Origin of the sequence: Acidovorax sp. FJL06 (assembly GCF_003852545.1) — a bacterium.
GTDB lineage: Bacteria > Pseudomonadota > Gammaproteobacteria > Burkholderiales > Burkholderiaceae_C > Acidovorax.
In genome coordinates this window covers 101,479-122,296 of sequence record NZ_QAJR01000015.1, presented here as the reverse complement: position 1 = coordinate 122,296, position 20,818 = coordinate 101,479, and the positions used below count along the sequence as shown (strand labels likewise).

Genomic DNA, 20,818 nt, shown 5'->3' with positions numbered 1-20,818 from the left:
TGCGCCACGGTGGCCAGCCTCCTACTGTGCCACCAGCGCATCCAGCACACCCGGTGTGAAGCTGGTGCCAAGGAAACCCGCAAGGCCGTCAAACACGCTGTCCAGCGTGGGCACCTGGGCCCCAAACAGCGCGTGCAGCACGGCGGCATCCTCGAACAGACCGTGCAGGTACACGCCCAGCACATTGCCCGCCGGGTTTTGCCAGGCGATGCCGGGGATGACCTCGCGCGCCACATCGCCCTTGGCGGCCATGGCCGGGTGCTGGGCCGTCTGGCCGTGGTGGATTTCGTAGCCCATGACGGACACATCTGCAAGTGCAGCCCAGGCGCCCCGCACCGCGCCAAACTGCGCCTGCGTGCGCTGCACGGTCTTGGCCACCTCGAAGGTGGTGACCAGGGGCAGCAGGCCCAGGCCCGGCGCATTGCCGTCGATGCCCGCCGTGTCGATAAGCGCCTCGCCCAGCATCTGCAGGCCGCCACACACGCCCAGCACAGTACCGCCCCGCCCCGCGTGGTGGGCAATGGCCTGGTCCAGGCCCTGCGCGCGCAGCCAGGCCAGGTCGGCGGCGGTGGATTTGGAGCCAGGAAGCACCACCCAGTCGGTGGGCTTCAGCCCCCCGATGTCGGCCGGGCTGCGCACCCACAGCAGGCGCACGCCGGGCACGTTCTTGAGGGGCTGGAATTCATCGAGGTTGCTGATACGCGGGTAGGCCACCACGGCCACCGTGGTGTGCACGGCGCCTGCTGCGGTGCTGCGGTCATCAAACACACCATCTTCTTCGGGCAAGCCATGGCGCCACTGCATGGGAATGGTGGCCACGGTGGGCACGCCGGCGAGCTGATGCAGCATCTGCGGCGCCGGGGCCAGCAGGCTGGCGTCGCCACGGAACTTGTTGAGCACAAAGCCATGGATCAGCGCGCGCTCCTCCTCGGGCAGCAGCGCCCAGGTGCCGTAGAGGTGGGCAAACGCACCGCCCCGGTCAATGTCGGTCACCAGCAGGCAGCGCGCGTCGGCATGGCGGGCCACGCGCATATTCACGATGTCGCTGGCATGCAGGTTGATCTCGGCGGGCGAGCCCGCGCCTTCAATGACGACCACATCGTTCTCGGCGCGCAGCGCATCGAGCGCAGCGGCGATCTGCGGCCACACCTTTTCGCTGCGGCCGCGCCAGGGCATGGCGGTCAGCTCAGCGCTCACCTGGCCCATCAGCACCACCTGGCTGTGGGTGTCAGCCTCGGGCTTGAGCAGCAGCGGGTTCATGCGCACCTCGGGCTCGGCGCGGGCCGCGAGGGCCTGGAAATACTGTGCGCTGCCGATCTCGCCCAGGCTGCCGCCGGGGCCCGACACCACGCGCGCGTTGTTGCTCATGTTCTGCGCCTTGAACGGCGCAACCCGCAGGCCCAGGTTGCTGTAGTGGCGGCACAGCGCGGTGGTAAGCCAGCTTTTGCCCGCGCCGCTGGTGGTGCCCAGCACCATCACGCAACGGGCCAACGTGGAAGCAGATTTTTCAGTCAAGGCAGTGGGCGGACCATGCGGTCCATGATGTGTTCGAGCGCGGCCGCCGCATCGGTGCAGCGGCCGGTGTGCACGGGGGATGTCTGGATGATGGCGCTGCGCTTGGCGGTGAGCCAGTGAAAGCGTGAGCGGTAGGGCAGCTGGGCAATGGGCCCGCAGCCCGGATCGCCCGCACAGATGGCCACGATGGCCGCCAGGTGGCGGCGCACGGTGTCGATGTCGGCCTGCGGGTCCATGGCCAGCAGGCGGGCCTCGTCGAGCGCCATGGCGGCCTGCAGAAAGCCGGTGCGCTGGCACGAGAGGATCACGCCCGCGTTGATGAATTCCTCGCGCTCCACGCGCGGCACCACGCGCACGATGGCGTAGTCGTACACCTCAGGCGCGTGCATCGATGGTTCCTTTCACCGCGCCCACCCAGGCCTCCCGCCCGGCCAGGCGCGCGCAGAAGTAGTCCACATAGGCCTGGCGGTGGCTCGCGGGCACCGACAGCGGGCCTTCGGCATGCTCGGCCCCAGCCAGCGCCAGAAACTCGTCGGGTACCTCGGCCAGGATGCCCATGACCACTTCAGGTGTGAGGCGCGCGGCCAGCTCGGCATCCACGTCCATCAAGGCCGTGGCCTGGGCCAGCAGCACATGGTCGGCAATCGGTGCGAAGGGTTTGGCGGGCAGGGCCACCACGCCGTTCCAGGCATGGTGAAAGGTCAGCGCCGCACCATGGTCGATGAGCCAGGGCTGGCGGTGCCACATGAGCAGGTTGGTGTTGCGCGCGGTGCGGTCCACATTGCCCACCAGCGCGTCGAACCACACGAGGCGCGACGCGAAATCATCCGACACGACATCCACCGCCGGGTCGAAGTTGAGCGCGCCCGAGAGGTAGTCCAGCCCCACGTTCAGGCCACCGCTGGCGCGGACCAGGTCCTGGATCTCGGGGTCGGGCTCGGTTTGCGCCAAGGCGGTGTCCAGCTGGGCCAGCACGATCTCGGGCACGGGCAGGCCCAGGGCGCGGGCCATGCCGCCCGCGATGATCTCGGCCAGGAGCGCGCGCACGCCCTGCCCTGCACCACGGAACTTGAGCACGTAGGTGCCCAGCTCGTCGCCCTCGACGATGGCGGGCATGGAGCCACCTTCACGCAGCGGCGTGACGTAGCGGTTGACGGTGATGGTTCTCACAAGGCATCCCCTGAACCGGTTGAACTTCTGTCGGCGATGGTACGGCCGCTGGCGGTGGCCCTCCAGGCCCCCCGCAGCGCATCCTGCGCAGTGGGCACCAACACGCCCAGGCGCACGCTGCCGGGCAAACCGAACGAGGCCGCATCGCGCAGCTTGATGCCCGCTGTGCGCAACGCCGCCAGATCCGTTCGCAGCGAGGGGGTGTCTGGCTGCGCGCAGAAATAGTTGGCCAGGCTGCCCGCATGCAGGGTCCAGCCCAGGTCCAGGCACAGCGCCTGCTGGCGCGACTTCCACTCGCGCAGGGTAGAGAGGCTGTACACCAGCCACTGCTGCACCACGGGCTGCACCCAGGCCTGCAGCAAGGCCACGCCATGCGCGCCCACCGGCCACGAAGGCGCCAGCGCCGCCAGCATGCGCACCTGCTCCTCGCTCTCGCTGCCCACGGGTGCAATGGCGTAGGCCGCACGCACACCGGTCAGCCCCAGGGCCTTGTTGGGGGTCCACAGCTGCCAGCAGGCCGATGGCAATTGGGCGGATGGCACCCCCGTCCACGCGCCCTCGGGGTCAAGCCGCAGGGGCACATAGGCGCAGTCGAGCACGCGCAGCGCACCGGCCGCACCGCCATCCCGTGCCCTGCCGGCAGGCTGCCAGGCGCGCACGGCCGGATCGGCCAGGCCCAGCGGGCTGGAGGGTTCGCACGCCCACTGCAGGCCCGCCGCAGCACCGCCCCCCCGCACCACATCCAGCCCGCGCACCTGGGCGGCCTGGGCATAGTCGCCATAGCTGTGCAACGGCAGGGCCGCCTGCACGGCGCCCTGCAGCGCGGCCAGGGCGGTGATGCGGTGCATGAACTCGCTGGCGCTGGCCGCCAGCACGATGCGGCCCGGCGCCACGCCGTGGAATGCGCCCAGGCCCTCGCGCAGGGCGGTGTAGGCCGGGTCGGGGTAGCGCGTGGCATCGGCCATCTGCACCGCATGCCGCGCCTCGGAGCAGGGACCGCAGGCGTTGCTGTTGGTCGAAAAGTCATGCAGCGGAATGCCCGCCGCGTCCGGGCCGCCATGCAGCGGCACCAATGGGGGCGGGAGGTCGTGAGGGGTCATGTCTGCATCCATGCTGAGAAAGCCAGGGCCACCAGCAACTGGATGGCCGCCACCACCGGCACCAGGGCCAGCACCGCCCGGGTGCCGGCGCGTGCCGCCCGCCGCGTATCCAGCGGCCCCGCCCTGCGCCCCTTGCTGTGCAGGGCGTACACGCCCGGCTTGGCCAGGCGCACATCCAGCACCAGCGCCATGGCCGCCATGGGCCAGCCGCTGTTGGGCGACGGGGTCTTGCGCGCCTGGCGCGCCAGCGTGGAAAGCCGCAGGCCCTGGGCCCCCAACACCAGCAACAGGGCCGTGATGCGCGCCGGCAGCCACGACAGCACATCGTCCGCCCGCGCCGCCCATTTGCCCGCCCATTGCCAGTAGCGCCCGCCGCGCATGCCAGGGTAGCCCCACATGGCATCGGCCGTGTTGGCCAGCCGGTACAGCGCCGCCCCTGGCAGGCCTAGCAGCGCAAACCAGAACAGTGGCGCCACCACCGAATCGTTGAGGTTCTCGGCCAGCGACTCGATGGCGGACTCGCGCACCTGCACGGCGCTGAGCGCACTCACATCGCGGCTCACCAGGCGCGCAAGCTGCGCGCGGCCAGCGGGCAGCGATTGGCTCAGCGCCAGCTCCACCGCGAGCACCTCGTCGTGCAGCATGCGCCAGGCCAGCAGGGGCTTGAGCAGCAGCGCCAGCACCGCCACCGCCAGCAGGCCGGGCAGCATCAACGCCCCATGTTGCAGGTACGCCGCAACTATCAAAACAATAGCTGCCAGGGCGCACCAAAAAAGCGCTGCAAGCCAAAAGCCCTTCCAGTCCCTGGCCACCGGCGAGAGCGGTGCCAGCCGCTCGCCCCCCCACTGCAACGCCTGCCCCATCCAGACCACGGGGTGCCAGGCCACGGGCGGCTCGCCCAGCCACCAGTCCACCGCCAGCGCCAACAACGGGCACCACAGGAGCAGGTGGAACAGGGCCCCGCCCATGCCGGGGACAAACAAGGCGGTCAGGCTGTCCATGCGCCCTCCGCCGACTGCGCGCTGGCCACGGGCCGCGCCGCTCGCCGCCGGCGCGGCGCCAGCACACGCCAGGCCACCACGCAGGAGGTGATGCACAGCGCCACACCCAATAGGGACAGCCCCACGACCAACCCGGTGCGCAGCGCCGGGCGCGCCAGCAGCGGCGCAAAGTCCAGGCTGTGCAGGCCGTTGTACAGCACGCGCTGCCAGGGCGTGGTGGCGTCGGCACGCAGCACGATGCGGGCGGAGGCGGGGTCGGCGTACACCGTCACCCCGTCCCCCACCCAGTGGGCGCGCCACACGGGCAGCGGGCGATGGAAGGCCGTGGATGCATCATGGTGGCGCGCATAGTACAGCCCGTCGTACTGCGTGATTTGTTCGATGCTCGGCACAGGCATGCCCGGACGCAGGCTCTGCAGCGCAGCCAGCAACGTCGCATCGGGCACGGCCCGCACCACGGTGGCCTCGGGCCCATCGGCGCGCACCAGGCGCTGCACGGCGCCCCCGCCCTCCCCCCGGCCCCGCACACGGTACCAGGCCTGGCCGGCGATGCGCAGCGTATCGAGTTCCAGCGGCACGATGCCTTCGGCCGCTGCCAGCGCCACGGCTTCGGCCGGGCCACGCAGGCTGCGCGGGGCCTCGCCCGCCCACTGCGTGCGCGCTTGCGGGTCGGCCGCGCGGCCGGTGAACACGCCAAAGGGGTTCATCGACATCAGGCCCGAGAACATCCAGGTGAGCGTGAACACCGCCGCCACCAGGCCCAGGATGTGGTGCCAGCGCATCCAGAACTGGCGGTAGGGAATCCAGCGCCGCCGGTTCAGGAACAGCTGCCAGATGCCCAGCGCGACGCCTGTGGCGGCCAGCAGCACACCAGGGATGGACAACCACACCACCACGTGGTGCCAGGCCTGGGGAAACTGCCGCAGCACCGTGGGGTAGATCCAGTGCGGCACGGCGCCCAGCCAGTTCCAGAAGCGCTCGGCGCGGCGCGTGTCGCGCACCACCTCCGTGGCGCCGGGTGACACGTACAGCTCCAGCCCGTCGTCGCCATCGAGCAGCACCTTGACCAGGGGGCGGTGTGCGTCCAGGCCCTGGGGCACCGTCCATTGGTCGCGCTCCACCCCTTCGGTGCCCATGGCACGGCGGCCGCTGAAGGCCTCGGCCACGGTGGCGGCCTGCGTGTCGCTGATCGGCGGCACCAGGGCGCCCGTGCGGGCATCCACCGTGTGCCAGCGCGGGGCCGCGCCCTCGCCGGCCGCCGCCTGCAGGCGCCACACAGGCGCATCGCCCAGCATGCCCAGGCGTGCCTCGCCACCGCCACCGGCTGGGCGCAGGCCCGCGCGCTGGGCGGCATCGGGTGCGGCCAGGCAGCAATCGGCAGGCAGTTGAAGCGGCGGCAAGGCCGCCAGCCGCTCGGCCTGCGTGAGGCTGGGGAAGGGCACGAAGTACAGCACCACCCCGCTCGCAAACCACATCAGGAAGAACAGCGCCAGCACCACGCCCAGCCACTTGTGCACGAAGATGACGAGCTTCTTCACCATGCGCCGTTCCTCACTCGATGCACCGCTATCAGAAGCTTGCGCGCGCCGTGAGCTGCACGGTGCGCGGCGCGCCCAGCAGCCAGCGCGTGTTGGCCGTGCCGGCCAGCGCATAGTCGCGGTCGGCCAGGTTCTTCACGGCCAGGCCGAGCTTGAGGTGGCGCGAATAGTCGTAGGCCAGCGAGGCATCCAGCACCACATACGACGGCAGCTGCGCGCTGTTGGCGGTGTTGCCCTGGCGCTCCCCCACGTAGCGCGCCCCCAAACCTGCCTGCCATTGGGGCAGGAAGCGCCAGGCCGTCCAGATGCTGGCGGTGCGCTCAGGCACGCCCGTGGGCGTGTTACCGTCGCGCGCAACCAGGGCGCCCGACACCAGCTCCTTGAAGTTGTCATACCGCGCCCGAAGGAAGGCGGCGTTGGCGTCAATGGTCCAGCCGCGCACGGGCTCGGCCGCAAAGGCCAGCTCGATGCCGCTGGAAGACTGCTGGCCGATCTGCTGCGTGAGGTTGGGGTTGCTCGCATCCCGCGAAAGCAGGTTGCGTTTTTCGATCTTGTAGAGCGCCACCGTCCACTCGCCGCGCACGGCAGGCACGGTGCCCTTGGCGCCCACTTCCACCTGGCGGCCCTTGGTCAAGTCCAGCGTGTTGCCGCCGCCGGGCAACGACAGCGCGCCGCTGAGCGGATCGGTGCCGGTGCCGAACTGGCCGTAGAGCGACAGCGCATCGCTGGGCGACCACACAGCGCCCAGGCGGCCGGTGACGGGTGAATATTGCTTGACCAGGTTCACGCCAGTGCGCAGGTCGGTGTTGTCCAGTTCCATGCGGTCGCTGCGCAGGCCTGCCACCAGCTTCCACTCCGGCGTGAGGTCGAGGGCGTTCTCGGCAAACAAGGCCGTGGTCTGCAGCTTGGAGCGCCGGCCCGGCAGGGTGGGCACGGGACTGATAAACGCGCCGGGGTTGAAGTTGAATGGGTCCACCGTGCTGGCACCGCCGTAGGGCGCATTGTTGGTGTGCACCAGCTCTGTGCGGTACCAGTCCAGGCCCACGATGAAGCGGTTCTTCATGCCGGAGAGGTGGCCGTCGAACGTGGCGTCAAAGCGATTGCCGGTCTGCGCCTGGTCGTGCAGGATTTCCAGGTAGTCGCTGCGGTTCACGGCCGTGCCGGCGGCGTTGAAGGCATAGGCCTCGGCATTGCGCCAGTGGCGGTCGGTGCTCAGGTGGTAAGTCTCGTTGCGCAGGCGCACGCCGGCGGCGGCCTGGTAGTCCACCTTGGCGCGCCAGATGCGGTCGTCGTACTTCACCACCGAATCGGCCACGTTGAAGTTGGTGCGGCGCAGGCGCTCGTCGAGCACGCCATTGCGCAGCGGTGTGCCGAAGTAGCGCGCGTCGTCGTTCACGCCGCCGTCCAGCGACAGGGTGACGTTCAGGTCGCGGCTGGCACGCACGGCCAGGGCCAGGGCGTAGTTGTGGCGTTGCGTGTCCATCAACGGGCGGTAGCCGTCGCTCTTTTCCGCATCCAGGTAGACCGAGTAGGCCAGCATGTCGTTGATCGGGCCGCGCAGGCCCACGCCGCCCTGCACGGTGCCGAAGGAGCCCACGCTCAAAAACGCCTCGCGCTGCGGGGCCTCGAAGCTCGGGCGCTTGGTCACGTAGTTCACGGCCGCGCCGATGGCACCGTCGCCGTAGAGCACCGAGGCCGGGCCGCGCAGCACCTCGACCGACTCCATGGGCCAGGTCGAGAACGGGTAGGTGATGGTGCCCGAGGCGACGATGAGGCGCGTGCCGTCCACCATCTGCGCCACCGAGTTGTGGCCCGCAAAGCCGCGCGCCACCAGGCTGGTGCCGCCATTGCCGGGAGCCGGCGCCTCGGTGATGCCGGGCATGCGCACGGCCACGTCCTGCGCGCGGGTCAGGCTGCGCTCGGCGATGTCGGCCGCGCCCAGGCTGCTCACGCTGGCCGGGGTCTCGCGCGCGGTGAGGCCCAGGCGCGAGCCCGTGGCGCTGGGCGCGTCGAGCGAGAGCGTGCTGCCGGGCGCGGACGGCGTGTCCGTGACGTGGACCGCCGGCAACTCGGCGGTGGCCTGGGCCATGGCGGCCGGCGTGGTGCAGGCGAGCACGGCCAGCGACAGGGGAGTGAGGTGTTTGCGCATGAAAAGAACGGAGAAAGAAAAAGCAGGAGCGAAAAGGCTGGAGCGGGAGAACGGGCCGCCCCCAGCAGCGACAGGAATCGCAGGCCTCAGTCCTCGATTCCGCGCTGGGCAGGAATGCCGGCCTTGAACGCGTGCTTGACCATCTGCATCTCGGTCACCGTGTCGGCCAGCGCGATGATCTCGGGCGGGCAGCGGCGTCCGGTGAGGCACACATGCACGTCCTTGGGCCGCTCGCGCAGCGTCTGCAGCACGCCGTCGAGCGGCAGCCAGCCGTAGATCAGCGGGTAGGTGATCTCGTCGAGCACCACCAGAAAATGCTCGCCCGACAGGATGGCGGCGCGCGCCTTTTCCCAGCCGTCGCGCGCGAGCTGGGCGGAGTGCTCCAGGTCCTTGCTCTTCCAGCTGAAGCCATCGCCCAGGCCCTCGATGGGCAGGCCAATCTGCTCGAACATGCGGTGCTCGCCAAAGCGCGCCGTGGGCACCTTCATGAACTGGTAGATCTTCACGGCCTTGCCCCGGCCGTGGGCGCGCAGCGCCAGGCCAAAGGCCGCTGTGCTCTTGCCCTTGCCGTCGCCGGTGTTGACGATGACGATGCCCCGGCGCTCGCCCTCGGGCTTTTCATAACGCTTCTCGGTGGGTGGGGTTTCGATCTGCATGGTGTGGGTGCTTTCAAGAAGGGGGATGTCACGCGCGGGCCAGGCCGGGTGCAGCGGACAGTGAAAACGGGCGGCGCGCCTGCCACGCAGCGCCCGCCAGCACCACCAGGGCCATGACCAGCAGGGCCACGATGCCGGCCATGCGCTCCACGGGGCTGGGCTCTTGGGCGGTGTCGGGGGCTTCGCGCTCGGGCTGGCGCTCCAACAGCACGCCCATGGCAGGCACGGTGGGTGCGGCGGGCGGTGCCTCGGCCTGGGCGGGCGGTGCAGGCAGGTCGGCAGCAGGCGGTGCGGGCTGCGGCGCCGGGGCCGCTGTCAACTGTGGCGTGGCCACGGCCATGCCGGTAGACGCAGGGGCGGTGCCCTGCGCGGCCTGCTCCACCCAGCGGCGCACGCTGGGCAGCTCGGCCGCCAGCGGCGCGGCGCGCGTGAGCTCCTGGTAGGCCTGCGCGAGCTGCTTTTGCGTGTCGGCATCGGCCTGCCAATAGCCCTGGCGCTGCGCCTGCACCAGGCGTTCGAGCGACTGGGCATAGGCCTGTGGATGCTCTTTTAGCCACTCGGGCAGGCCCAGCTGGTGCTTGTCGCGCACCAGCACGTCGTAAAAGCTCTGCCAATGGTCGCTGCGCACCGTGTCGGGCGCCACGGTCTGCCAGCCCCAGGCGAACTGCACGGCCTTGAGCACCTGCAGCGTGCCCGAATAGCCCTCGGCCTTCTGCGCCTGCAGCCAGCCAGGGTGCAGGTAGCGCGACTGCATCTCCAGCGCAATGGCGCGCTGCGCGGTCTCGGTGGTGGGCTCGCCCACGTCCTGCAGCTGGGCCACATGCAGCTCCAGCCCCTGCGGGCGCCCAGCCACGCGGGCGGCGGCCGACAGGCCGCCCAGGTACTGGAACGGGTCGTCCGAGCTGACCATGGCGTACAGGTGCGAGCTGCGCGAGAGGATGGCCGCGTCGGTGCGGCGCAGGTGCGCGCCCAGCGCCTTGGCCGCCGCGCCGCCCGCCACGCCGGTCACGGGCTCGCCCTCCAGATAAGGCTGGCTCATGCGCTCAAGGAACATCTGGCCCAGGCGCGCATCGTTGGTTTGCAGGCCGTCGCTCTGCACCGCGTCCGACAGGCCGGTGCCGTAGTCGCCCACCGCATTGCCGAACGCGCGCACGCGCGCCAGCTGCTCGGCCTGTGCGCGGGGCACACCTTGTTTGCGCAGCTCCTGGCCGATCTGCGCGGTGTTGCGCGCAATCACGTTGCCGGGCTCGGCCGTGGCGGCCTGGGCCACGGCGCGGTCGAGCAGCGCCATCAGCGCGGGGAACTGGTCGCGGTACGAGCCGGTGATGCTCATGAGCACATCGACGCGCGGGCGTTTCAGCTCGTCGGCCGCAATGGTCTCCACACGCACCGGGCGGCCCGAGTCGTCCCACACCGGGCGCATGCCCAGCGCCACGAGGGCCTGCGCTTCCATGATGCCCTGGTGGCGCAGCGTCTCGCCCGCCCACAGCGACAGCGCCATGCGCTGCGGTGCCTGGCCGCCATGGCGCGCCTGGTAGTCCTTGAACCAGTCGTTGAACAGCGTCTGCGCCACGGCATAGGCCTGGCGCGTGGGCAGGCGGCTCGGGTCCAGCCCCGTGAGGTTGCGGCCGGTGGGCAGGCTGTCGGGGTTGCGGATCGGGTCACCGCCGTAGGCCGCCGTGAGGTAGCGGCCCTCCAGTCCGGCCAGCAGTCCGGGCAGCTCGCCTTCGGTGGCCAGCAGGCGCTCCAGCGCCTGCGCGCGCTGGGCCAATTGCAGCAATGCGGGGGTGTCGATGGGCTTGCGCGCGGCGCGGTTGGGCACATGGTCTTCGGCGCGCACCACGTCGGATGCAGCCTGCGCGGGCAGCGCGGGGCGCAGGTCCAACTTGCTCGCGGCCTCGGCGTCCACCAGCGCCAGCTCCAGCCAGCGCGCGGGGCGAGCGGCCAGCACCGCATCGTGTTTGATCAAAAAGGCCTCGTCGATGTCCTCACCCAGCGCCTCGATCAGCGGCTTGCGCAGCGCCTGCAGGATGGTCTCGCGCCGCTGCTCGGGGGCGGGCACGCGGCCGAACACGGCCAGGCCTTTAGGCTGCGAGCTTTGCGCGAGCTGGTCCAGATAGGGATGCAGGATTTCGAGGAAGCCGTTGAAATCGGCCGCAATGCGCGCGGCGCTCCAGCCCAGGTCGCGGTGCAGCTGGTGCTCCACAAACTGCGCCACCAACTGCTTTTCGAGCGCGCGGCGCGTGGGGCCTTCGTCCACGGTTTCCCACTCGTGCATCACCTCGTGCATGTGGGCCATGCGTGCCTCGAAGCCCGCCGGGGCAAACACGGGCGTGCGGTGGCTCACCAGCACGGCGCGGCCCCGGCGCTTGGCCGTGAGGGCCTCGCCCAGGTTGTCCACGATGTAGGGGTAGACCACGGGCAGGTCGCCCAGGGGCAGCAGCGCATCGTCGTGCACATCCAGCGCGCGTGCCTTGCCACCGGCCCATTCCTGCGTACCGTGGGTGCCGAAGTGGATGAGCGCGTCGGCCTCTAGCTGCGCCCACAGGTACACCGCAAGGTAATGGTGCGACAGCGGCGCCTTGCTCTTGTGCATGAAAGGGTTCTGGCCCAGGCGCAGGGTTTCTTCGCGCGGGGGCTGGGGCAGCACGGCCAGTTGGCCCACCTGCAGGCGCGGGACGGCGAACACCTTTTCGCCCTGCCAATCGACCACATAGCGGCTCTTTTCGGGTGCGCCCCAGTGCGCGTTCATGCGCTCGCGCACGGCCTTCGGCAGCGTGGCCAGGTGCTGCTCATAGCGCGCCAGCGGCAGCGCGGCGGCCTGGCCGCTGTGCAGCAGCGCACGCACATCGGCGCCGGGGTAGTAGGCGGCCAGCAGGGGCTTGAGCCCGTCGATCCAGCCCTGCTCGGGCACCTGCTGCGTGCGGTAGCCCGCCTGCGCCAGGCCGCCCGACACCTGCTCCAGGCTGCGTGGCACGTTGAGGAACGAGGCGCCGAAGTTGGTGCCGCCCGGCGGGTAGTTGTAGACCATGGCCACCAGGCGCTTGTCGGCAGCAGGCTTGGTCTGCAGCGCGATCAGGCGCCGCGCCTTGGCGGCCACGGCCTGGGCCTGGCGTTCGATGAGGCGGTAGTCGCGCCCCTCAGGGCCGTGCGCCACGGTGAGGATTGGGTCGATAGCGCCGGCTGCCTCGGGCTGGGCCAGGTAGAACGGCACATCGGACAGCGACAGCCCCGTGTCGCTCGCCTCCCACGCGGCGGCATCGCCCGCGCGGTAGGGCTGCGTGCCCAGCAGCGGCACGCCCCAGCGCGCCAGCAGCGGCTGCAGCGCGGCGGCCTGGGGCACGAGCTGGTGCAGCACCAAGGCCGAGGCATGCAGGCGGCCGGGGCCGGTGCCACTGGCGGGGGGCAGCTCCAGCACCTCGGCCAGCGTCTGCGCCGTGACCTGCTGGCCAAAGGCCGCATAGGCGAACAGGCCTTGCTGGCGGAAGGTGCGCAGCCAGGCATCGAGCCATTCGGTGCTGCCATCCACAAAATGGTGGCGGTGCACCAGCACGGCCACGGCGGGCAGGCCGCGCAGCGCGGGCTGGCCCTGGCGCCAGGCCTCCAGCGCTGCGGCATGGGGCAGCAGGCGGGGCGCATCGGGGTGGTAGAGGCCCCGGTTGGGCAATATGTCGGGCGCGGGCAAGACAGGCAGGGCAGCACCCGCGACGGTGGCGCGCGCCAGGGCCATGGCGCGCTCCAGGTTGCGCGGGCCACCGGCCTGCAGGTAGGCCACCATGCGGGCGGAGGCATCGAGCGCCGCCAGATCGGCCGCCGGGGTGCCGGCCGGCACCCAGACCACGCGGCCGGGCGTGCGCGTAGCGCGCTCATCGAGCTGCGGCCCCGCCATGCGGCGCAGGCGTGCCTCCACACTGGCATGCGGCGCATCCACCCACACCAGCGCGGCGCCCGCCAACGCGCGCTGCAGCGTCTGGGATTGGGCCGCGTCCAGCACCGCCGGGCCGCCCAGCGGGTAGTCGATGTGCGCAAAGCCCAGGCCCGCCTCCGTGGCCAGGCGCTGCACCATGGCCGTGCGCGGGGCCGTGGTGATGTCCGAGGTGAGCCAGAGCAGCACGGGTGCCGACGGTGCGGCCTGCACCAGCGGCGCAGCCAGCAGCAGGCACCACAGTGCCGCGCGCAGGATCAGCGCCTTCATGGCTTGGCGGGTGCCGCCGTGGCAACACCCCCCGCACCACCGGCCAATGCCGTGGCCGGGGCAGCGCCCGTTTCCGGGATGTAGACGATGTTGCCGTCTTTGAGCTTATAGGCCACGCCCGCGCGCACGCCCTGCCCTTGTGCTGCGCTGCCTGCGCCCTTGAAGCGCACTTCCTTGCCCTGCTCGCGCACCACCACTTCCATGTCGGGCTGGCCGGGGTTGCGGATGATGGTGACGCTCTCGTGGGCGCTGGTCTGGCTCTGCACGGCCACCGCCGTGAGCAGCGCCACCACCAGCACCAGGAACACGTCCACCAGGTTCACGGCGGACAGCATCGGGTCGTCATCGTCCTCGGCCAGCACATTGAGATGGCGCAAGCTCATGCGGCCACCCCGCGCTCCTTGCGCACCACCAGCAGTTCGGCCAGCAGCCAGCGGCGGCGCACCGAGTACACCACCAGGCCCACCGACGCGGCGGCCAGCGCCAGCACCACGCCGGCAAAGGCGCCGCTGAACACGGCCAGGGCCTGCTGGCCGTTGCCCGCCGCCACGCTCTGCAGCGCGGGGCCGAGCGGGATCATCGTGGCGATCAGCCCCAGCATGGGCGAGAGGCGGCTGAGCAGGCGCACGGGCTCGACCTGGCGCACCAGTTGCAGCTCCAGTTCTTCCATCGACAGGCCCGGCGCCACGCGCAGCGAGCGGTACTGCGGCTGGCGCCAGCGCTGCCAGGCCTCCATGAGCGTGGCACCGCCCGACCACAGCGCGTAGACAAACGCCAGCCCCACCAGCACCAGCACGGGCCACAACAATGACTGCGCGACCTGCGAAAAACCCGATTCGATGTTCATGCTTGCACTTCCTTCATTCCTTGGTTGTTCTTGCGTTGCAGGGAGGGCAGCGCCATCCACATGCCATCCAGATGCCGCACCTGGATGCGGTGGTCAAACACCTGCTCCAGCGCGGCGTGGGTGGCGGGCGCATCGCAGGCGCCCTGGTGCAGCACGCGGCCCTCCGCCATCACCACCATGTCGTCGGACTGCAGCGCGAGCGACACCTCGTGCAGCACGCTGACCACCGTGCCGCCCACATCCACCAGCGCGCGCATGGTGTGCAGCCAGTCGGTCTGGTGCGGCGGGTCGAGGTTGGCCAGGGGCTCGTCCATCAGCAGCACCTGGGCCTGCACGGCCAGGGCGCGGGCCAGCAGCACGCGCTGGCGCTCGCCGCCCGACAGCTGCGACAGCGGGCGGTGGCGCCAGTCCCAGGCCTGCGTGGTGCGCAAGGCTTGTTCGACGGCCGCATGGTCGGCCGCGCCCGGCGGCGCCAGCCAGGCCTGGTGCGGCAGGCGGCCCAGCATGGCCACGTCGTAGCTCGTCAGGTCGTCGGCCGAGCCTTCGTTCTGGCCCAGCCAGGCGAGTTGCCGGGCCCGTTCGCGCGCCGGAATCTGCGCCAGCGGGCGGCCGAGCAGCTGCACCTCGCCCTGCACCGCAGCGCGCGGCAGCAGGCCGGCCAGCACCTTGAGCAGGGTGGACTTGCCCGCGCCGTTGGGGCCGACGATGCTGGTCCAGCGCCCGGCGGGCAGTTGCAGGTCAATGCCCTGCAATATCAAGCGATTTCCGATGCTGGCGCTTATCTGGTGCGCGCCAATAGCTATCAAATTCATAGCGCACCACCTTGCGCCGTGCGCCGGTGCATGAGCCACAGCAGGTAGGTGCCGCCCAGGGCCGCCGTGAGCACGCCCACCGGCAGCTCCTGCGGCGCCAGCAGCCAGCGCGCCAGGGTGTCGGCCGCCAGCAGCAGCACCGCCCCCATCAGGCTGGAGAGCACGATGTGCCGCTCGTGCGTCACGCGCACGATGGAGCGCACCAGGTGCGGCGCGGCCAGCCCCACGAAGGCGATGAGCCCGGTCTGCGCCACCGCCGTGCCCGTGGCCAGTGCCATGGCCGCCACGAGGCCTGCGCGCATGGGCATGAGCGGCAGACCCAGGCTGGCGGCCGTGGCCTCGCCCAGCGTGAGGCCATCGAGCGCGCGCGCCAGCAGCCAGGCCACCACCGAGCACAGGCCCCAGGCCACGGCCATGAGCACGCAGGCCATCCGGCCCACGAAGGCCGTGCTGCCCAGAATGAAGGCCTGCATGGCCTGCAAAATGTCGGGCGAGGCCAGTTCCACCAGGTCGCGCAGGGCGCCCAGCACCACGCCCACGATCACCCCCGCCAGCAGCAGGCGCAGCGTGTGCTGCACGCCCTTGGCGAGCAGCAGCGTGAGCACCACCGCCCCCGCCGCGCCCAGGAAAGCCATGCCCGTGATGCCGATGCGCGCCAACCACTGCGCCGCCACCGGCGACACGCCAAACATCGCCATGGCCACGGCCCCGCCCAGCGCGGCACCCGAGGCGCTGCCCAGCAGGTACGGGTCGGCCAGCGGGTTGCGAAACAGCCCCTGTGCCACCGCACCCGACAGGCCCAGCAGCGCGCCCGCCAGCCAGGCGCCCAGCGTGCGCGGCAGGCGGATGTCCCACACGATCTGCCAGGCCACGGGGTCGCCGTGCATGCGCAGCACGCTGTCAAAACCCGTGCTGCCCACGCTGGCGCCACACACCGTCAGCACCACGCTGGCCAGCAGCAGCCAGGCGGCGCACCATGCTGCGCGGCGGCTGGCGGAACCTGTTGGCAAGTCCATGGGGACGCGGGTCATGGTGCCTTGTCCGCAATGCAGCGCGCCATGATGCGCGCCGCTTCGGCCATGCGCGGGCCGGGGCGCACCACCACGTCGGACTCGCCGGGGCCGAACACGCACAGCCGGTTCTGCGCAATAGCGCGCATGCTGGCCCAGCCGGGGTACGGCACCATGGCCTGCATGCTGCGGTTGCCGATCATGATGATGTCGGGGTTGGCGCGCACCACGAACTCGGGGTTCAGGCGCGGAAACGGCCCGAGCGATGCCGGCACCACGTTGCGCACGCCCAGCCGGGTGAGCGATTCGCCGATGAACGAGGCCTCGCCCGCCGCATAAGGCCCCCGGCTCACCTCGAAGTACACGCGCACATTCTTGGCCTGGGGCGGCAGGGACTGCGCCGCCGCCTGCACGCCCGCGTCGATCACGCGCCAGAGGCGGTCGGCGCCCTGCGCACGGGGCACGCCGAGCAGGTCGCTCACGGTGCCCAGCACGCGGCGCACATCGGCATGGGTCTTGGGCTCCAGCTGCACCACCGTGAGGCCCAGCGCCTCCAGCCGGTCACTGGCGCGCGAGCTGACGGACATCAGCACCACATCGGGCTTGAGCGCCACGATGGCCTCAATGCTCGGATCGATGCCGCCGCCCACCTTGGGCAGTTTGCCGATCACTGCCTCGGGCCAGTTGGAATAGCGGTCCACCCCCACGAGCCGGTGGCATTGCTCCAGCTCGCACACGCTTTCGGTCAACGACGGCAGCAGGCTCACGATGCGCTGCGGGGGGCGGGGCAGCGAGACCTCGCGGCCCCGGTCGTCCTTGATATGCACGGGCTGCGCACGCGCCAGCCCGGCCATGAGCAGGCCCAGCAGCACCAGGATGGCGACCACCCACAGAATGCGGCGCACGGGGGTTGGTTTCATCAGCGGGGTTCTTTCAAGGTAAGAGGCAGGCCTGCCGCCATCAGCGTGACACGGGGGCACACCTGGGCCACCTGCTGGTTGAACGTGCCCAGCGCATCGACAAAGGCGCGCACCTCGCGCCCCATCGGGATCACCCCCAGGCCAATTTCGTTGCCCACCAGAACAACGGGGCCGGGGGATTTCCGAACCGCTTCCAAAAACAGAGCAGCTTGCGCTTGCCAGTTGCGCCCAAGGGCCTGTTTTTGTTCAAAATTCATGACATCCACACCCAGGGGCATGGTCCAGTGGGTGAGCCACAGCGTGAGGCAGTCCACCACCAGCAGGGTCTGCGGCGTGCCGAGCCGCACCAGGGCTGCAGCCACGTCGTGCGGTTCTTCCACCGTTTGCAGACCCGGCACGCGCTCGGCCCGGTCGCGCTGGTGGCGGGCGATGCGCTCGCGCATCTCGTCGTCCCAAGCCTCACCCGTGGCAACGAGCACGGCACGGTGGTCGGCGGATTGCGCCAGCCAGTCGCGCGCCAGCAGCTCGGCGCGGCGGGACTTGCCGCTTTTCTGGCCGCCCAGGATGAGTTCGGTGGTGATGGTCATTCGGATGCCGCCCCCAGCAAATGCGCCACCGCCTCGGGGCTGGACGGAAACCAGGCGTGGAAATAGCTGGCGTGGATGCTGCCCAGCTGGTACAGCGCCTCACCCGCATCTGGCGCGGCCGCCTCGTTCGGGTGGGCCGTGCGGGCCACCACGGGGGCGCTGCTGTCGCAGGTCGAATAGTGGAAGGTGTGGCCGCGCAAGGTGTGCCCCGCCACTGCCAGTTGCTGCGGGCCGAGCGCCGCCAGGCGTTTTTGCATGGCCACGCGGCCGGGCAGCAGCCCCCACAGCGGGGCCGTGCCGCCGTCGGCCAGGGTGATGGATTCGCACAGCGCCATCATGCCGCCGCACTCGGCCCACAGGGGCTTGCCTGCGGCTGCATGGGCGCGCAGGCTGGCCCGCATGCCGGTGTTGGCAGCGATCTGCGCGGTATGCAGCTCGGGGTAGCCGCCGGGCAGCCACACCGCATCGCAGTCGGGCAGCGCCGCATCGTGCAAGGGCGAGAAGAACACCACGCGTGCGCCCATCTGCGTGAGGCACAACACATTGGCGGCATAGATAAAACAGAACGCGGCATCGCGCGCCACGGCCACCGTGCGGCCCGCCAGCAAGGGCGGCACGGCGGGCGCCGAGGCGGGTGCCGGAAAGTCCACGGCCCAGCGCTGCAGGTCCTCCGGCGTCATCTGGCCCTGGGGCGTGGCGGCCAGCGCGTCGGCGGCGGCGTCCAGCCGCTGCAGGCTGTCGGGCAGCTCATGCGCGGCCACCAGGCCCAGGTGGCGTTCGGGCAGCAGTGCGGCAGCAGCCTTGCCCGCAGCGGGCGCCGTGCCCGTGGCCTGCACGCGCATCAGCGCCCCCATCCAGTCATCCGCGTCGTGCAAGCCATCGCGGAGCATGTCGGCATGGCGCGCACTGCCCACGCGGTTGGCCAGCACCCCCGCCCAGGGCAGTCCGGGGCGGTAGTGGCGCAGGCCAAAGGCCAGCGCGCCAAAGGTGCCCGCCATGGCCGAGGCATCGACCACCGCCAGCACCGGCACGCCGAAGTGCCGGGCCAGGTCGGCCGCGCTGGGGCTGCCATCAAACAGGCCCATCACGCCTTCGATGAGGACCAGGTCGGACTCGCGTGCAGCGTCATGCAGGCGCTGCGCACAGTCGGCCTCGCCGTTCATCCACAGGTCAAGCTGGTGCACGGGTGCGCCGCTGGCCAGCTGGTGCCAGTGCGGGTCCAGAAAATCCGGCCCGCACTTGAACACCCGCACGCGCCGACCCTGGCGCGCATGCAGGCGCGCCAGGGCGGCGGTGACGGTGGTCTTGCCCTGCCCGGAGGCCGGTGCTGCGATCAGCAGCGCCGGGCAGCGGGCAGCGGCAGTGGCAGAGGCCGCCAGGGTCACTGTGGTGCCCACTTCACACCGACGTAGACCGTGCGGCCTGCGGTGGCGTAAGTGCGGGCCAGCTGGTAGTCCTTGTCGGCCAGGTTGTCGATGCGGGCGAGCAAGGTGTAGTCGCGCGCAATGCGGGTGCTGGCGTACAGGTTGACCAGCGCATAGCCGCTCAGCACATTGGTGTTGGCCACGGTGTCGAAGCGGCGGCCCGAAGCCTGCACTTCGGCGCCCACGGTCCAGCCCGCCAGGCGCGTGTCGGCACCGAAGGTGGCGTGCTGCTTGGCGCGGCGCGCCAGCTGCTTGCCGGTGTCCAGGTCGCGCGGGCGCTGCAGATCGATGGAGCCATGCAGCTGCACATCGCCCACGCGGTGCGTGCCAGCGAACGTCACGCCCTTGTACTCGGCCCGCGCAGTGTTGGCATAGCAGCCGAATTTCGAGACACAAGCACCCGCGCCGCCAAAGGAGATCAGGTTGCTCACGCGGTTGCGGAACAGCGTGGCCGAGAAGGTGCTGTTGCCCTCGGCGTAGCGCAGCGCCAGCTCGGCATTGCGGCTGCTTTCGGGGCGCAGCGTGGCCAGGCCATACTCGCTGAAGCGGTGGTACAGCGTGGGCGCCCGGAAGGCCGTGCCCACCGAGGCCGTGGCACGCCACTGTGGAGTGATCGCATAGCCATAGGCCGCGCTGCCGGTGCCCTTGCCGCCGAACTCGCTGTCGGAGTCGTGGCGCACATTGAGCTGCACCGTGTGGCCTGCGGCGTTGAAACCGTAGCCCAGGGCCAGCGCATCCTGCGAGCGCTTGGCGTCGATGGGCTTGTTCTCCAGGCGGTCTTCGCGGCGCTCCAGCGCGGCCGTGACCAGGTGCGGGCCCTGGCGGTATTCGTTCTGGAAGTAGTAGCCGCGCAGGCGCGTGTCGGTCAGGTAGGGCGAGGGGCGGGTTTCGTATTCATCGCGCGAATCGGTGATGGAAAAGCGCGTCTTGTAGGCGCTGTTCCACTGCGCGCTCCAGTTCAGGCCCAGGGCGTGCATGGTGTGCAGGCTGCGGTCGTCCTTGCCCAGGCCGTTGTCGTAGCCGCTGTTGGTGTCGTTGACCATCAGCGTGCCTTCGAGGCGGTGCACGGCATCCACCTGCAGGCCCACGCGGGCGTGGCCTGCGGTGCTGCGGTAGCCGTCGCGGTCCGGGTTCTGGCCGGCGATGGGGCGGGCGTTGAAGCCCTTGCTGTTCTCACGCGCCAGGCCCAGCGCGTAGTCCAGCGTGCCGCTGGCGCCGCTGATGCCCGCCTCGACCTTGGAGGTGTGGTGGCTGCCCACGCCCACGCCCACATAGGGCGCCGTGCCGTTCTCGCCGCGCTTGGTGAAGATCTGCACCACGCCGCCCATGGCGTCCGATCCATACACGGCGCCGGCCGGGCCGCGCAGCACTTCGATGCGGTCGATGAGACCGAGCGGAATGCTCTCCCACGGCGCGCCGCCGGTGGACTGCGAATCCATGCGCACCCCGTCGATATACACCGCCGTGAAACGCGATTCGGCGCCGCGCAGGAACACCCCCGTGGTCGTGCCAGGGCCGCCGTTGCGCGAGAACTCCACGCCCGGCAGGCGGGCCAGCAGGTCGGCCAGGCCGGTGGCGCCACTGGTTTCAATGGTCTGGCGGTCCACGACGGAGACATCGGCCACCAGGTCGGTGAGGGGCTGCGGCGTGCGCGTGGCGGCCACCACGGTTTCGCTGAGCTGGGGGGTACGCAGGTTCTGGGCCAGCAGTTCACCAGCGCCGGGCGCGGTCTGTGCCAGGGCGCTGCAGGCGCCGCCGACTGCCAGGGTCAACAGGGCCAGGCGCCCGGCGGGCACGCGCAGCGACGCCGCAGGGCGCGCACGAAGGGTACGGATTTTCATGGGGATCATCGTCAACAAACAACCCGGGCCGGCCTCCCGCCAGCATGTGGGTG

At 70.7% G+C, this 20,818-nt stretch carries 17 protein-coding genes; all 17 read right to left on the bottom strand.

The genetic code is table 11. From position 1 onward, the window contains the following. Positions 1 to 21: 21 nt before the first annotated feature. The 17 genes from DBV10_RS09630 to DBV10_RS09550 all read right to left on the bottom strand — a co-directional run bounded on the left by DBV10_RS09630 (position 22) and on the right by DBV10_RS09550 (position 20,765). Positions 22 to 1,476, bottom strand: coding sequence for a cobyric acid synthase (locus tag DBV10_RS09630; RefSeq protein ID WP_124513081.1), 1,455 nt, complete (start codon positions 1,474 to 1,476; stop codon positions 22 to 24). 35 nt (positions 1,477 to 1,511) lie between these two features. Continuing rightward, complete coding sequence (locus DBV10_RS09625; RefSeq protein ID WP_124512977.1) at positions 1,512 to 1,904, bottom strand: DUF3037 domain-containing protein; 393 nt, start codon at positions 1,902 to 1,904, stop codon at positions 1,512 to 1,514. Beyond that, a complete protein-coding gene (locus DBV10_RS09620; RefSeq protein WP_124512975.1) occupies positions 1,891 to 2,685 on the bottom strand; it encodes a HipA family kinase in 795 nt (264 codons plus the stop codon). Before DBV10_RS09620 ends, DBV10_RS09625 begins: the two co-directional genes overlap by 14 nt. Next, a complete protein-coding gene (locus DBV10_RS09615; protein WP_199740075.1) occupies positions 2,682 to 3,785 on the bottom strand; it encodes an aminotransferase in 1,104 nt (367 codons plus the stop codon). Before DBV10_RS09615 ends, DBV10_RS09620 begins: the two co-directional genes overlap by 4 nt. Continuing rightward, positions 3,782 to 4,786: an adenosylcobinamide-phosphate synthase CbiB gene (cbiB, locus tag DBV10_RS09610; RefSeq protein ID WP_124512973.1), complete on the bottom strand. Its 1,005-nt coding sequence runs from the start codon at positions 4,784 to 4,786 to the stop codon at positions 3,782 to 3,784. The genes DBV10_RS09615 and cbiB overlap by 4 nt, the downstream gene beginning before the upstream one ends. Next, positions 4,774 to 6,327 carry a PepSY domain-containing protein gene (locus DBV10_RS09605; RefSeq protein ID WP_124512971.1) on the bottom strand — a complete coding sequence of 518 codons (1,554 nt, stop codon included), beginning with the start codon at positions 6,325 to 6,327 and terminating at the stop codon, positions 4,774 to 4,776. Before DBV10_RS09605 ends, cbiB begins: the two co-directional genes overlap by 13 nt. Before the next feature lie 28 nt (positions 6,328 to 6,355). Then, positions 6,356 to 8,473, bottom strand: coding sequence for a TonB-dependent siderophore receptor (locus tag DBV10_RS09600; protein WP_124512969.1), 2,118 nt, complete (start codon positions 8,471 to 8,473; stop codon positions 6,356 to 6,358). A gap of 86 nt (positions 8,474 to 8,559) precedes the next feature. Further along, on the bottom strand, positions 8,560 to 9,129 hold the full coding sequence (cobO, locus tag DBV10_RS09595) for a cob(I)yrinic acid a,c-diamide adenosyltransferase (RefSeq protein WP_124512967.1): 570 nt from the start codon (positions 9,127 to 9,129) through the stop codon (positions 8,560 to 8,562). Positions 9,130 to 9,157: 28 nt separating this feature from the next. After that, positions 9,158 to 13,324 carry a cobaltochelatase subunit CobN gene (gene cobN / locus DBV10_RS09590; RefSeq protein WP_124512965.1) on the bottom strand — a complete coding sequence of 1,389 codons (4,167 nt, stop codon included), beginning with the start codon at positions 13,322 to 13,324 and terminating at the stop codon, positions 9,158 to 9,160. Beyond that, positions 13,321 to 13,707, bottom strand: coding sequence for a DUF2149 domain-containing protein (locus tag DBV10_RS09585; protein WP_124512963.1), 387 nt, complete (start codon positions 13,705 to 13,707; stop codon positions 13,321 to 13,323). Before DBV10_RS09585 ends, cobN begins: the two co-directional genes overlap by 4 nt. Then, positions 13,704 to 14,171, bottom strand: a complete 468-nt coding sequence (locus tag DBV10_RS09580; protein WP_124512961.1) for a hypothetical protein — start codon at positions 14,169 to 14,171, stop codon at positions 13,704 to 13,706. Before DBV10_RS09580 ends, DBV10_RS09585 begins: the two co-directional genes overlap by 4 nt. After that, the gene (locus DBV10_RS09575) at positions 14,168 to 14,983 is read right to left on the bottom strand and encodes an ABC transporter ATP-binding protein (protein WP_124512959.1); all 816 of its coding nucleotides are present in this window, start codon (positions 14,981 to 14,983) and stop codon (positions 14,168 to 14,170) included. Before DBV10_RS09575 ends, DBV10_RS09580 begins: the two co-directional genes overlap by 4 nt. Beyond that, on the bottom strand, positions 14,980 to 16,014 hold the full coding sequence (locus DBV10_RS09570) for an iron ABC transporter permease (protein WP_124512958.1): 1,035 nt from the start codon (positions 16,012 to 16,014) through the stop codon (positions 14,980 to 14,982). The genes DBV10_RS09575 and DBV10_RS09570 overlap by 4 nt, the downstream gene beginning before the upstream one ends. Next, the gene (locus DBV10_RS09565) at positions 16,011 to 16,913 is read right to left on the bottom strand and encodes an ABC transporter substrate-binding protein (protein ID WP_124512956.1); all 903 of its coding nucleotides are present in this window, start codon (positions 16,911 to 16,913) and stop codon (positions 16,011 to 16,013) included. The genes DBV10_RS09570 and DBV10_RS09565 overlap by 4 nt, the downstream gene beginning before the upstream one ends. Continuing rightward, positions 16,913 to 17,500 carry a bifunctional adenosylcobinamide kinase/adenosylcobinamide-phosphate guanylyltransferase gene (locus DBV10_RS09560; protein WP_124512954.1) on the bottom strand — a complete coding sequence of 196 codons (588 nt, stop codon included), beginning with the start codon at positions 17,498 to 17,500 and terminating at the stop codon, positions 16,913 to 16,915. The genes DBV10_RS09565 and DBV10_RS09560 overlap by 1 nt, the downstream gene beginning before the upstream one ends. After that, on the bottom strand, positions 17,497 to 18,885 hold the full coding sequence (locus DBV10_RS09555; RefSeq protein WP_370451138.1) for a cobyrinate a,c-diamide synthase: 1,389 nt from the start codon (positions 18,883 to 18,885) through the stop codon (positions 17,497 to 17,499). The genes DBV10_RS09560 and DBV10_RS09555 overlap by 4 nt, the downstream gene beginning before the upstream one ends. Continuing rightward, on the bottom strand, positions 18,882 to 20,765 hold the full coding sequence (locus tag DBV10_RS09550) for a TonB-dependent receptor domain-containing protein (protein ID WP_124512951.1): 1,884 nt from the start codon (positions 20,763 to 20,765) through the stop codon (positions 18,882 to 18,884). Before DBV10_RS09550 ends, DBV10_RS09555 begins: the two co-directional genes overlap by 4 nt. Between the last annotated feature and the right edge of the window lie 53 nt (positions 20,766 to 20,818).

Bases quoted from the DNA above. Each gene is read 5' to 3' on its own strand.
- DBV10_RS09630 (WP_124513081.1), bottom strand. From the start codon at position 1,476: ATGGTGCTGGGCACCACCAGCGGCGCGGGCAAAAGCTGGCTTACCACC.
- DBV10_RS09625 (WP_124512977.1), bottom strand. From the start codon at position 1,904: ATGCACGCGCCTGAGGTGTACGACTACGCCATCGTGCGCGTGGTGCCG.
- DBV10_RS09615 (WP_199740075.1), bottom strand. From the start codon at position 3,785: ATGACCCCTCACGACCTCCCGCCCCCATTGGTGCCGCTGCATGGCGGC.
- cbiB (WP_124512973.1), bottom strand. From the start codon at position 4,786: ATGGACAGCCTGACCGCCTTGTTTGTCCCCGGCATGGGCGGGGCCCTG.
- DBV10_RS09605 (WP_124512971.1), bottom strand. From the start codon at position 6,327: ATGGTGAAGAAGCTCGTCATCTTCGTGCACAAGTGGCTGGGCGTGGTG.
- DBV10_RS09600 (WP_124512969.1), bottom strand. From the start codon at position 8,473: ATGCGCAAACACCTCACTCCCCTGTCGCTGGCCGTGCTCGCCTGCACC.
- cobO (WP_124512967.1), bottom strand. From the start codon at position 9,129: ATGCAGATCGAAACCCCACCCACCGAGAAGCGTTATGAAAAGCCCGAG.
- cobN (WP_124512965.1), bottom strand. From the start codon at position 13,324: ATGAAGGCGCTGATCCTGCGCGCGGCACTGTGGTGCCTGCTGCTGGCT.
- DBV10_RS09585 (WP_124512963.1), bottom strand. From the start codon at position 13,707: ATGAGCTTGCGCCATCTCAATGTGCTGGCCGAGGACGATGACGACCCG.
- DBV10_RS09580 (WP_124512961.1), bottom strand. From the start codon at position 14,171: ATGAACATCGAATCGGGTTTTTCGCAGGTCGCGCAGTCATTGTTGTGG.
- DBV10_RS09575 (WP_124512959.1), bottom strand. From the start codon at position 14,983: ATGAATTTGATAGCTATTGGCGCGCACCAGATAAGCGCCAGCATCGGA.
- DBV10_RS09570 (WP_124512958.1), bottom strand. From the start codon at position 16,014: ATGACCCGCGTCCCCATGGACTTGCCAACAGGTTCCGCCAGCCGCCGC.
- DBV10_RS09565 (WP_124512956.1), bottom strand. From the start codon at position 16,913: ATGAAACCAACCCCCGTGCGCCGCATTCTGTGGGTGGTCGCCATCCTG.
- DBV10_RS09560 (WP_124512954.1), bottom strand. From the start codon at position 17,500: ATGACCATCACCACCGAACTCATCCTGGGCGGCCAGAAAAGCGGCAAG.
- DBV10_RS09550 (WP_124512951.1), bottom strand. From the start codon at position 20,765: ATGAAAATCCGTACCCTTCGTGCGCGCCCTGCGGCGTCGCTGCGCGTG.